The sequence below is a fragment of the Actinotignum schaalii genome (genome assembly GCF_028864145.1).
Taxonomy (GTDB): Bacteria; Actinomycetota; Actinomycetes; order Actinomycetales; family Actinomycetaceae; genus Actinotignum; species Actinotignum schaalii_B.
The window spans coordinates 25,264-37,541 of record NZ_JARBHJ010000028.1; the positions used below are offsets into that span (position 1 = coordinate 25,264).

Annotated in this window: 10 protein-coding genes, 1 tRNA gene and 1 pseudogene; 2 read left to right on the forward strand and 10 right to left on the reverse strand. The window is 62.8% G+C overall.

Annotated elements, in window-relative coordinates:
- Window positions 1-16: 16 nt before the first annotated feature.
- The 7 genes from PWJ82_RS06925 to PWJ82_RS06955 form a co-directional block, all read right to left on the reverse strand.
- The gene (locus tag PWJ82_RS06925; RefSeq protein WP_016441734.1) at window positions 17-613 is read right to left on the reverse strand and encodes an L-threonylcarbamoyladenylate synthase; all 597 of its coding nucleotides are present in this window, start codon (window positions 611-613) and stop codon (window positions 17-19) included.
- A complete protein-coding gene (gene prmC, locus PWJ82_RS06930; protein WP_274736019.1) occupies window positions 600-1,517 on the reverse strand; it encodes a peptide chain release factor N(5)-glutamine methyltransferase in 918 nt (305 codons plus the stop codon). The genes PWJ82_RS06925 and prmC overlap by 14 nt, the downstream gene beginning before the upstream one ends.
- Window positions 1,518-1,533: 16 nt before the next feature.
- Entirely contained in the window at window positions 1,534-2,640 is a 1,107-nt protein-coding gene (gene prfA / locus PWJ82_RS06935; RefSeq protein ID WP_274736020.1) for a peptide chain release factor 1, read from the reverse strand.
- Between the two features lie 124 nt (window positions 2,641-2,764).
- Window positions 2,765-2,977 carry a 50S ribosomal protein L31 gene (gene rpmE, locus PWJ82_RS06940; protein ID WP_016441737.1) on the reverse strand — a complete coding sequence of 71 codons (213 nt, stop codon included), beginning with the start codon at window positions 2,975-2,977 and terminating at the stop codon, window positions 2,765-2,767.
- A gap of 195 nt (window positions 2,978-3,172) precedes the next feature.
- A complete protein-coding gene (gene rho, locus PWJ82_RS06945; protein WP_274736021.1) occupies window positions 3,173-5,140 on the reverse strand; it encodes a transcription termination factor Rho in 1,968 nt (655 codons plus the stop codon).
- A 98-nt stretch (window positions 5,141-5,238) separates the two neighbouring features.
- Window positions 5,239-6,123, reverse strand: a complete 885-nt coding sequence (gene thrB, locus PWJ82_RS06950) for a homoserine kinase (protein ID WP_274736022.1) — start codon at window positions 6,121-6,123, stop codon at window positions 5,239-5,241.
- Window positions 6,123-7,409, reverse strand: coding sequence for a homoserine dehydrogenase (locus PWJ82_RS06955; RefSeq protein ID WP_274736023.1), 1,287 nt, complete (start codon window positions 7,407-7,409; stop codon window positions 6,123-6,125). Before PWJ82_RS06955 ends, thrB begins: the two co-directional genes overlap by 1 nt.
- A gap of 272 nt (window positions 7,410-7,681) precedes the next feature.
- On the opposite strand from PWJ82_RS06955, the gene aroD reads away from it, so the two are divergent.
- The gene (aroD, locus tag PWJ82_RS06960; RefSeq protein WP_274736024.1) at window positions 7,682-8,488 is read left to right on the forward strand and encodes a type I 3-dehydroquinate dehydratase; all 807 of its coding nucleotides are present in this window, start codon (window positions 7,682-7,684) and stop codon (window positions 8,486-8,488) included.
- Window positions 8,489-8,543: 55 nt separating this feature from the next.
- On the opposite strand, the gene lysA is transcribed toward aroD, so the two are convergent.
- Together lysA and argS are read right to left on the reverse strand one after the other, a co-directional pair.
- The gene (gene lysA, locus PWJ82_RS06965; protein WP_274736025.1) at window positions 8,544-9,965 is read right to left on the reverse strand and encodes a diaminopimelate decarboxylase; all 1,422 of its coding nucleotides are present in this window, start codon (window positions 9,963-9,965) and stop codon (window positions 8,544-8,546) included.
- Window positions 9,966-9,973: 8 nt separating this feature from the next.
- Window positions 9,974-11,650 carry an arginine--tRNA ligase gene (gene argS / locus PWJ82_RS06970; RefSeq protein ID WP_274736026.1) on the reverse strand — a complete coding sequence of 559 codons (1,677 nt, stop codon included), beginning with the start codon at window positions 11,648-11,650 and terminating at the stop codon, window positions 9,974-9,976.
- 129 nt (window positions 11,651-11,779) lie between these two features.
- On the opposite strand from argS, the gene PWJ82_RS06975 reads away from it, so the two are divergent.
- Window positions 11,780-11,852, forward strand: a tRNA-Arg gene (locus tag PWJ82_RS06975).
- A 97-nt stretch (window positions 11,853-11,949) separates the two neighbouring features.
- Here the strand turns inward: PWJ82_RS06975 and PWJ82_RS06980 are convergent.
- Window positions 11,950-12,278: pseudogene (locus PWJ82_RS06980) on the reverse strand (IS481 family transposase); the annotation flags it as partial.

Below are 12,278 nucleotides of genomic sequence, written 5' to 3' on the forward strand. Positions count from 1 at the left end.
CCGCCGCCGAACCGCTTCAGCCCAAGGGCACCACCGCGGCAATATCCTCATCCGGAATAGCGCCGTGGCGCAGGATATGTGCCCGTTCCCCCGCGAAACTCACGATGGTGGACGGCACCCCGCCCGGTGCGGTGCCTCCGTCCAGGTATACCGCGACTTTCTCTCCCAGCTGCTCGCGGGCCTGCGCTGCGGTGCGGGCCGGGGCGTGCTCGGTGAGATTCGCGGAGGATACGGCCAGCGGACCGGTGCGGCGCAGCAGCTCCAGGGCGAGCGGGTGATCGGGCATGCGCAGCGCCACGGTGCCGTGGGTTTCGCCCAGATCCCAGCCGATGCTGTCATTCGCGGGGAGGATGAGGGTAAGAGCCCCGGGCCAGTACGCCGCCGCGAGCGCGCGGGCGCCGGCCGGGATGCCGGAGGTCAAACGTGCGGCGTCGTCCATCGACGCGACAAGAACCGGGGAGGGCTTATCGCGCCCGCGCCCCTTCGCGGTGAGGAGCCGGGTCACAGCCGCGCGCGAAAACGCATCGGCACCCAGCCCGTAGACGGTATCGGTGGGGAGAACCACGAGCTCGCCGCGCGCGAGGGCGGCTACCGCGGCATCACATGTGTCCATATTCTGCCTCCAAAAAACGTTCCCGCCCGGCCAGGTCCCGGCCGGTTGCCACCCGGGTAAAACCGACGCTGCGGGCATAATCGCGCAGGGGCGCGCTCTGCGTCTCCGCGTGTTCGAGAACGAGGATACCCCCGTCCCGCAATAGCTGCGCCGCGCGCGCGACAAAAAGCCTGGGCAGGTCCAGGCCGTCCGCTCCCCCGCCCCACAGGGCGCGCGCCGGATCGGCCCGTACTTCTGCACTAACGGGCGTATCGGGTGGAATATAGGGAGGATTAGCGACGACGACGCTCACCGCGTGGTCCAGTTCCGGGAGCGGCTCAGCTACATCGTGGTGTAGGAAAGTGACGGGTGACCCGTAGCGGGCATTATTGGTGGCAGCTAGTTGCAGGGCCCGGGGATCTGTGTCGACGCCGATCACCCGGGCGGCGGGGACTTCAGTCGCAATACTCAGGGCAATGGCTCCGCTGCCGGTGCCCAAATCGAGGACGAGGGGGCCGGCCTGCTGCGCGGCGGCGCGGGAGCGCGCCGCCGCTGCGCCGTCGTTCTTGAGAGATGCGGCGTTACTGCGGCTCTGCGCGGCCACGCACGCACGCACGTGCTCAATGGCACGTTCGGCGACGATCTCAGTTTCCGGGCGCACAATCAGCGCATCGGGCGTGGAAACCAGCTCGAGGTAGCGAAAATACATCCGCCCGGTAATATGCTGCAGCGGCTCGCGCGTGGCGCGGCGGGCCAGGTAGCTTGCAAAAAGCTCACACTGGGCGGGAGATGGGGTATCGCGCGGATGGGGGCGCCTGCCCGCCACCGCTTCGGCCAACCAGCGGGCATCGGCGGCCGGCGAATCCACCCCGGCCGCGGTGAGCTGCGCGGTGGCACCTGCCAGCAATTCCGCCCAGGTGGTCATAGAGCTCGGCTACTCTCTACTTTTCTTCCGCGGCTTCCATGCGAGCCGCTTCGTCCATAATCCGGGCCGAATCAATAACGGCATCCAGATCCCCATCGAGGACCGCGTCGAGATTATGGGCCTTGTAGCCGGTGCGATGATCGGAAATACGATTTTCCGGGAAATTATAGGTGCGGATGCGCTCGGAACGGTCCAGGGTACGCACCTGGGAATGACGCAATTCCGCGTTTTCAGCGGCCTGCTGATCCAGCTGGAGCTGGCGCAACCGCGCGCGCAGCACCCGCATAGCAGATTCGCGATTTTGGATCTGCGATTTTTCGTCCTGCATGGACACCACGATCCCGGTGGGAAGGTGGGTGATACGCACCGCCGAATCGGTGGTATTCACGGACTGCCCGCCAGGCCCCGAGGATCGGTACACGTCAATGCGCAGGTCATTGGCGGCGATTTCCACTTCACCCGGGTCGTCCACTTCCGCGAAAACAAGCACCCCGGCGGTGGAGGTCTGGATGCGCCCCTGGGATTCGGTCACGGGTACGCGCTGCACCCGGTGAACCCCGCCCTCGTACTTGAGGTGGGCCCATACGCCGTCGGAAGGATCCTCAAGCTGCCCGCGGGAACGGATGGCGACCTCGAGGTCCTTGTAGCCACCCAGCTCGGTTTGGTTGGCACCCAGCACTTCCCAAGTCCAGCCCTTGGAGGTGGCGTAACGTTCGTACATGCGGGCCAGATCCCCGGCGAAGAGGGCGGATTCTTCCCCGCCGGCGCCGCCTTTGATTTCCATAATGACATCGCGGGCGTCATCTTCATCGCGGGGAATGAGGACTTCCGTGAGTTCCTGGGAGGCTGTCTCGTAGCGTTCTTCCATTCCGGGAAGTTCGGGGCGGAAGAGTTCAGCATCCTCCCCACCCTGGGAGATGATCTCCCGGGCTTCGGTCAGGTCCTGTTCGGCCTGGAGGAAACGCCGGTACACGCGTACCACCCGCCCGAGTTCGGCGTAGCGCCGCCCGAGTGAACGCAATTTATCCGGGGAGGAGAGAACTTCCGGGCTGGCCATATCCGCTTCGATTTTTTCAAATTCAGCGAGATGGTGCTCGGCAACCTCACGACGTGTATCAGCCATAACGAGGACCTTTCTTCACGCGCACCCCGCGCGTGCCCTACCGCCACGGGACTGTGGCAGCTCTACCGACAATAGTGCAAAAAGAAAAGGAGCGCCCTTGCGGTGACGCTCCTTTCCGTGGCGCTTACTTCTTGCGCTTGCCGTAGCGTGCCTCGAAGCGAGCCACACGCCCACCGGTATCCAGGATCTTCTGCTTGCCGGTGTAGAACGGGTGGCAGTTATTGCACACTTCCACGCGCATGTGGTCACCGTTGTAGGTGGAACGGGTGGTGAACTCATTACCGCAGGTGCAGGTCACGGAGACCTCGTGGTAATCGGGATGGATTCCCTGCTTCATTATCTCTCCTTGGTTCGTAGCTGCTCCCGGGTCCGAGCACGGTTCTCCGTATCACGGTGAACCGGGAGCCGACAGAAAATTATGGCACGGGCGGCCCGGCCGAGACAAGGTACCGTGCGCGTATCACATCACTACGTGCTGCGCGTGCTCGGTACCCGACCCCCGGCCGGATCTTCCCGCCGTGTTTTATTCGGCTTATTCGCCGCGCGATCCTTGCATGGAACGCATAATCGACACGAGGAATTCCGCGTTATTTTCGGTATTCCGCATCCGCTTGAGCACGAAGTCCGCCGCTTCATCCACCCCGAGGGTGCCCAGGGCCCGGCGCAGCTGCCAGATGACCTTGAGTTCTTCGGGCTTGTAAAGCAGTTCTTCGCGGCGGGTACCCGAGGCGTTGATATCGATCGCCGGGAAGATACGCCGGTCCGCGAGCTGGCGCGAGAGGCGCAGTTCCATATTGCCGGTGCCCTTGAACTCTTCGAAAATAACTTCGTCCATCTTCGAGCCGGTTTCCACCAGCGCGGAGGCGATAATCGTGAGCGAACCACCATTTTCGATATTGCGCGCCGCACCGAAGAACTTCTTGGGCGGGTAGAGTGCCGCGGCATCCACACCACCGGAGAGGATGCGCCCCGAGGCCGGGGCCGCGAGGTTGTAGGCACGCGAAAGGCGGGTGAGGGAATCGAGGAGCACCACCACATCCTGACCGAGTTCCACCAGGCGCTTGGCGCGCTCGATAGCGAGTTCAGAGACGATGGTGTGATCCGAAGCCGGGCGATCAAAGGTGGAAGCAATCACTTCACCCTTGACGATGCGACGCATATCCGTCACTTCTTCGGGGCGTTCATCCACGAGGACCACCATGATATGAACCTCGGGATCATTAGCGGCAATCGCCTTGGCGATCTGCTGCATAATCATGGTCTTCCCGGCCTTCGGCGGAGAAACAATGAGACCACGTTGGCCCTTACCAATAGGAGCAACCAGATCGATAGCGCGAGTGGACAGGCCCTTGCGTTCGGTTTCCAGACGCAAAATCTCATCCGGGTAGACCGGGGTGAGTTTATTGAAGTCCGGGCGGCGCGCTGCTTCGGCTGCGGGCAGGGAGTTAATAGTATCTACCTGGACAAGCTGATTACCGGAACGGTTATTGTTCTGGTTATTGTAACGACGGCGCGGATTACGCTTGTTATTGCGGTTATTATGCGAGGAATTATCCTCATCGTGCTGGCGAATAGCGCCCACCACAGCATCCCCGCGGCGCAGCCCGTACTGGCGCACCAGCGCGGTGGAAATCTGCGCGTCATTGGGGCCGGGCAGGTAGCCGCCGGTGCGCAGCACCATCTGGTTACCCTGGGCATCCACAATGCCGGCAACGGGAACGAGGGTATCCTCCGCCTGGCGCTTGCCGGCCGGAATCTCCTGGCGTTCCTCACGTTCGGGCTTCGAAGCCGGCGCGGACTCCTCCGCCTCGTGATCCGTGCGATCAGTACGTTCGGTGCGTTCCGCGGTGCGCCGGGAGCGGCGGGCTTCTTCATGTTCCTCACCGCGCCGGTTGCGCTTACGGCGGCGGCGTTCCGAGGTGGTGTCATGGTGGTCACCGGCGCGGCGTTCCGCGGCATCGCCAATGGCATCCAGAACCGCGAGGGTATTTTCATCGCTGAGGGAATCGGAGCGACGCGCGGCCTGGCCGGCTTCCGGCTTTGGTTCAGGCAAATCGATATGAACCGGTTCGCGGTGATCCCGGCGCACCCGGCGCCGCACCTTACGCTCCTCACGATCTTCCCGTTCTTCACGGCTGGGAGCTGCTACCGGGGCGCTTTCCGCACTGGGTGCCGATACCGCTGCGCGGGTAACAGTTCGTGTGTTCCGAGTCGGAGCGACAGCTTCCGCGGCTTCGGTAGCAACCGCTTCGCTTTCTTTCTTCGCTGCGGTCTTGGCCGTGGTGGCAGCAGCGGACTTTTCGCGCGGCTTCGTGATATTGGCGAGGCTATCTTCCTTACGGGGCCGCCCGCGCCGCGCGGGGCGAACTTCGCGAATGGCCGCGAGCAGGTCCGCCTTCTTAGCTTTCGGGTCAATGTCCAGGCCGAGTTCTTCGGCGAGCGCGCGCAGCTGCGGCACCCGCATCGTTGAGATTGCGCCTGATGTTGGGGTTTCCGTCACGAGGTTCCTTCCTCGGAATTCAGGGGTTGTTAACACACTTATGACAATTTCAAGTACGTGGGAAATAACCGGTATAAGAACGTCGGTTAGACCTTAGTCTACACCAGATAGGCGCCCCGTGTGGACATTCCAGCAGTATTCACCGTAAATCCACGCCGCTGCATCATAGATACTGTGTCAGCGTCAAGGCGTGAAAATACTAGCACGGATGGGCCCGCACCGGAAATAACGGCCGGGAACCCGGCCGCGCGCAAGGCCCGTACCGCGTCCGCGGATGTCGGCATCGCCCCGGCGCGATAGTCCTGGTGGAGGCGATCTTCGGTGGCCTGCCACAGCAAATCCGGGTAGTGCTCGAGGGCGAGGGCAAGCATCGCGGTGTGCGAAGCATTAAAAGCTGCATCTGCGTGCGGAACGGTATCCGGTAATGCGGCCCGCGCCTTTTCAGTCAGGAGTTGTTCACCCGGAATAAGGAGAGTAGTTTCCACCGCGGTGGGGATACGCGCCGCCCGGGCCTGCGTTCCTTCCATCCAAGTAACGACGGCGCCCCCGAAAATTGCCGGTGCGGCATTATCGGGGTGTCCCTCAAATTCGGTGGCGAGGGAGAGGAGCACGCCGTCGTCGAATATATCGGGGCGATCCACGAGGCCGCGCACTAAAAGTAAGCCGGCCACCACGGCCGCCGCGGAAGAACCGAGGCCGCGCCCCTGCGGAATCGCGTTAACGCAGTGCAGCTCGAAACCGACGCCGGGCAGGGCCGCGGCCTCAAAACCGCGGCGCAGGGCCCGTACGATGAGGTGATCTTCTCCGGTGGGAAGAACATCCGCGCCCTCCCCTTCAATACTCACCCGGGTGGCACCGGTGGTGAGGCGCACGCTGACTTCGTCCCAAAGGTTATGCGCCATACCCATGCAATCAAAACCGGGACCGAGGTTGCCGGAGGTCGCCGGGACCCGCACCCGCGCTTCGGAGGTGGCGATACGCATTAGGCCACCTCCACCCGCACAAAGCTCGCGGTGCTCACCGTTGCCGGCCCCGCGGCGGCGGAGAGATCCGCAATGGTCGCTTCCACATCAGCTTGGAGGGCTTCGTGGGTGGTGACCGTGAGACGGCACAGGTGGTCCGCGGTGGGCGATTCTTGAGTAACCCCGCTAATGGACACATTGTGGCGGGCAAAAGTACCGGTAACCTCGCTGAGAACACCCACGTGATCAGCCACGTCCATGCTCAGCTGGAAACGCGAACGCGCCTGGGCGGGAGGCAGAATCGGCAGCTCTCCGTAAGCCAGTTCGCGCGGGGCCAGCCCGCCGTGCACGCGGTGATGCGCGGCGGCCACCAGATCGGAGAGCACCGCGGTGGCGGTAGGATTCCCGCCAGCTCCCGGCCCGTAAAACATGAGCCGATCAGCGGCTTCACCCTCCACCACAATGGCGTTATAGGCTCCGTGTACGGTGGCGAGCGGATGCTGCGCAGGAATAAGGGTGGGGCCCACGTACAATTCAATGCCGTCCGCGCGCCGCTTGGCGGAAGCCACCAGCTTGACCACGTACCCGCCCCGCCCGGCCGAAGCGATCATCTCCGGGGTGATATCGCGGATTCCATGGGTATGCACATCCGAAAGCTGGACGCGGGTGTGGAAAGCGAGAGAGGCCAGGATGGCGCATTTTGCCGCGGCGTCGTACCCGTCCACATCGGCACTCGGATCAGCTTCGGCATAGCCAAGCTCCTGCGCCTTTTTCACCGCGGCATCGAAACTTTCCCCGTTGGTAGTCATTTCGTCGAGGATGTAATTGGTGGTGCCATTGACGATTCCGAGAATATGGGTAACGCGATCCCCGGCGAGGGATTCGCGCAGTCCGTACACCACCGGAACGGCCCCGCCCACCGCGGCCTCGTAATAGAGGTCAACGCCGGCACGCGCCGCGGCGTCGTACAATTCTGGACCGTGTTCGGCCAGCAGCGCCTTATTTCCGGTGACCACCGAGGCACCGGCGGCAAAAGCAGCCAAAATATATTCGCGCGCCGGTTCGATGCCGCCCATCAATTCGATAACAATATCCGCCTGGGCAATAATGGCGTGGGCATCGGTGGTGAGCAGTGCGCGATCAATCGCAGGATCGCGCGGGGCCTCCAGGTTGCGCACCGCAATTCCGATCACGCGCAGGCGCGCTCCGGCTCGCAGGTTAAATTCTTCCGCATTGGCTTGCAGCAGGCGGACGACGGCGCTTCCTACCGTTCCCGCCCCCAGCAGGGCAACCTTGACTTCCTTCACGCCTACTCCTTATCTTGACGAACGCGCCGCGCGACTGCCGGCTCGGCCTGCGCGGGTTCCGGCTCGGTCCGGGCGATGCGCCGGCCCCCTAGCTGTCCTCGCGTGTCCTAGCCTAGCGAAGGTGGAGCCGATGCGCGCTGTTGGCCCGCCCGCTACCGATGCATGGGCTCCGCGTGGCACCAAAACGAGGTGTGGTGCTCACCACGCAGATGGGTACAATATCCCCATGGAAAATGCATCGAGTGATGCACGAAGAGAAAGCGAGGTGCGCGATGCCCACTGTGAAAATCAAGGACGTCGCCTTCGGCTCCGGGCCGACGAAAATCCTCGTGTCCATAACGCCCGCCAACGGTGACGAGCTGCGGACACAGGTAGCGAAGCTTCCCGCACAGGACATTGACGTCCTGGAATGGCGCGTGGATTTCCTCGAGGACCTTTCCACCCTCACCGAGGTGGGAACCCTTTTGCGTACATCCACGAACCTACCGATTCTGGGCACCTTCCGCTCCGCGGCGGAGGGCGGCCAGAAGGCAATTCTGCCCGATGATTACGGCCCCCTGGTGATACGCCTCATCCAATCCGGGCTGGTGGATGCGGTGGATGCGGAGCTGTTCCGCACCGAAGCCTGGACCGAACGTATTATTCAGGAAGCGGCGCGGGCCCAGATACCGGTGATTGGCTCCTACCATGATTTCCGTTCCACCCCGCCCGAAGATGAGATCGTTAATCGCTTGCGGCTCTTGCAGGTGCACGGGGCCTCGATCGCGAAAATTGCGGTGACTCCCTCCCATCCGGGCGATGTGGTGACGGTGCTCAATGCAACTTATCGGGCCAGCCAGGAATTGCACGTCCCTCTTATCACCATCGCCATGGGGGCGCTGGGCACCATGAGCCGCATTACTTCCGCTATTTTCGGGTCCGCGGGAACCTGGGGTCAGGCCGGGCATGCCACGGCAGCCGGGCAGATTGCGGTAGCCGAACTGCGCCCGGTAGTGGATGCTATCTCCGCCTGGAGCAGCGCCCCGGATACCTGGGAAAAGCCCGCGCAGGTAAGAGAGGCCGTGCTTCCGGAGAGCTAGCGTTCTAACCGTGCAGGTTGCCGGTCTGAAGGTGCGCTACGGGCCGGCAACCGCCCTAGTTTTCAGCAGTGGTGGCCGGGGAATCCGCGGCCGGGTAATCCGCATCCAGCGCGAAGAGATCGGCCACGGTCTCCCCGCGAATAAGCCAGCGGGCCCGGCCATCACGCACCGCAATAACTCCCGGGCTGGGAAGCATATTGTAATGGGAGGCCATGACCCGACCGTAGGCGCCGGTTCCCGGCGTGACAAGCAGGTCACCGGCGTGAATATCTTCCGGGAGGGCGACGGCGCGCACCACAATATCGCCCGATTCGCAATGTTTACCGACAACTCGGCATACGCGCGAAGAATCTGCATCCTCGGCCTGGACTCGATCCACGAGTGCCGCGGTGTAATCCGCACCGTAGAGAGCGGGGCGGATATTATCGGACATTCCCCCGTCTACCGAAACATAGGTGCGGGTGCGGGTAGTATCCACGTGGACATCTTTGATGGTTCCCACCGTGTAGAGCGTCATACCGGCCGGGGCAATAATGGAACGGCCCGGTTCCACGGATATCCGCGGGGCAGGAATGCCACTCTGGGCGCTGTGCCGGGCAACTTCCGTGGCGAGCACGGTGGCGAAGTCACGCGGGGAAGGCGGAATCGGGTCCGCACCGGTATAGCGCACCCCGTAGCCACCGCCCAGATCTATTTCGGGGATAACACTCCCCAGCTCGCGCGCCACCCGAGCCCGCAGGTCAAGAATGGCGCGTGCCGCAGCCACAAAAGCATCCGTGGCCACGATTTGGGAGCCGATATGCGAATGCAATCCCACCAGGCGCAGCCACGGATGTGCGCTAATACGCCGGATAGCCTCCCATGCAGCACCGCTGGCGAGTGACAGGCCGAATTTTTGGTCCTCATGAGCGGTAGCGATGAAATCGTGGCCACCCGCGTGAATACCGGAGGTTACCCGCACAACAACGGCCGCTACCCGCCCGCGGCGCGCGGCAGCCTCCGCAACTAACTCCACTTCAGCCAAGGAATCAACCACGAGATGAGCGACCTCATGCTCCAGGGCCAGCTCAATTTCCGCCGCGGATTTATTATTTCCGTGCAATCCGAGCTGGTGCCCCCGCGCTCCGGCCGCCAGGGCGATGCGCAGCTCTCCTTCGGAGCAGGTGTCCAGGTGGAGGCCTTCTTCCAGCATCCACCTAGCTACACCCACGCTGGCAAAAGCCTTGCAGGCGTAGTAAACATCCGCTCCCGCCAACTCCGCAAAAGCCTCGCGCATAGCGCTCACCCAGGCGGCGGCGCGAGCGCGGGCATCTACTTCGTCCAGGATGTAGAGCGGGGTGCCGAATTGCGCGGCCAGCCCGCTTACCGAACAGCCACCCACCTCGAGATCGCCGGGAACCCGGCGCACCGTGGTTGACCACACCCCGGTGGGTGAACCATCCGGGACGGGCGCGGGCAGCTGCTCGAGATCACTCACAGCGGCGCTCACATTTTCTCCGGGGCGCTGACCCCGAGCAGGTGCAGCCCGTTAGCGAGAACCTGACGGGTTGCATCATTAACCCATAGGCGGGTGCGGTGCAGATCGCTGACTTCTTCATCCGCGCGCGGGGTGACCCGGGCCTTGCCGTACCAGGTGTGGTAGGCGCCGGCCAGTTCTTCCAGGTAGCGGGCCACCCGGTGCGGTTCGCGATTGGCCGCGGCCAGGGAGATCACTTCCGGGAAACGGGCCAGCTGCCCGATGAGATCGGAATCGGCTTGTTCCAGCAGCTCCGGCGTGAAGGCATCCGCGCGCCGCACCCCGTGTTCGACCGCGTTACGAGCCACATTAGCGGTGCGCGCGTGCGCGTATTGCACGTAGTAGACCGGGTTGTCATTGGTATGCGAGGCCAGCACATTGAGGTCCAGCTCCAGGGTGGTATCCACCGAGGCCCGCACCAGCGAGTAGCGTGCCGCATCCACTCCCACGGCTTCCACCAGGTCCTCCAGGGTCACCACCGTGCCAGCGCGCTTGGACATACGCACCAGCACGCCGTCACGCTTGAGGTTGACCAGCTGGCCGATGAGGATTTCCATATTGCCGCCCTTGCCGGCGGTATCCCCAAACGCGCGGGCCATGGCGTACATGCGCCCGATGTAACCGTGGTGATCCGCGCCGAGCATATAGACGGCATGATCGGCACCGCGGTGGCGCTTATCGAGGTAGTAGGCGATGTCACCGGCGAAGTAGGCGGTTTCCCCATCCGATTTCACGATGACGCGGTCTTTATCATCACCGAAATCGGTGGAGCGCAGCCATACCGCGTTATCTTCTTCGTAAATAACACCGCGTTCACGGAGTTTTTCGATGGCCGCGGCAACCGCTCCGGAATCATGGAGGGATTGTTCGTGGAAGAACACATCGAATTCAGCCCGGAAATCAGCCAAGGAATTCTTGATCTCCGCGAACATGAGCTCCACACCACCGGCGCGGAATACTTCCTGAGCTTCGGCTTCCGGGAGGGTGCGCGGATCGGGATGCCCGGCGGCTAGTTCCTGGGAAATAACCTGCTGCGCAATATCGGAAATATATGTTCCACCGTAGCCATCTTCCGGTGTTTCACGGCCCAGTGCCGCGGCCAGCAGGCTTTCCGAGAAATGATTGATTTGGTTGCCGTGATCATTGAAATAGTATTCGCGCACGACATTAGCGCCGGTAAAGCTGAGAATCCGGGCGAGGGTATCCCCCACCGCCGCCCAGCGCGCTCCTCCGATGTGGATAGGACCGGTGGGGTTCGCGGAGACGTATTCCAAATTGACGGTGGTCCCGGCGCCGGCTTGCGAGGAGCCGTAGCGCTCCGCCTGCTCCACGATGGTGCGGGCTAATTCCCCAGCGGCACCCGCGGAGAGGCGAATATTAATAAAACCGGGGCCGGCAACCTCTACCTGGGCAATGCCGGCGACGCCCTCGAGGCGCCCGGCCAGCAGGGTGGCTAGATCGCGCGGGGGCATTCCCGCGCGCTTGGCGAGCTGCATGGCCACATTCGTGGCCCAATCCCCGTGCTCACGCGAACGCGGGCGCTCGATTTTCACCGCGGGAATATCACCATCGAGGTGAAGCTGACCTTCATTACGTGCGGCGTTAATTTCCGCCGCGATACATGCACTGAGTTCTTCCGGAGTCACGTGTCTAAGTGTACGTGCTAACCCCGACAAAATTGCACCGCCACCCGCGGACGCACAAGATACGAAACTCCAAGTAAGAATCCAGGTATTTTTCCCGGCGCCTACCAACGTGGTAAAGTAGCGCAGTGCGCCCCGATAGCTCAGGGGATAGAGCGTTCGCCTCCGGAGCGAAAGGCCGCAGGTTCGAATCCTGTTCGGGGCACAATGTGATGTCCCGCGTCATAGGTCCGCCTGTGACGCGGGATTTTTCGTGTTTTCGGGCGGGATGTCCCACGTGATATGTCCGGGTATGTCCCGCGTCATGTGTCCGTTTTTCTTTTGTTTTTCTTCTGGTAGTTCCGGGTCGGGTCGATGGTGAACTCGGCGATTATTTCCCCGCTGGCCCGGTTGATGATCACGACGTTGGGTCCGTGGGTAAGAGCGATGATTGCTTGGCCTCGGTGGGCTCTGCCGATTCCTAGATGGCGTAGTTTGCCGGCATAACGCAAGGTGATGGTGCCCGAGGTGCCTATTTTGTCGATACGCACTCTCCAGTCCTGGCCGTCGTGGGAGATAGTGGGACCGTCTTTAGGGCGGGCGTGGTAGGCCTCGTGGGGTGTTTTATTCGCGAGGGAGCGGTGGGGGCGGG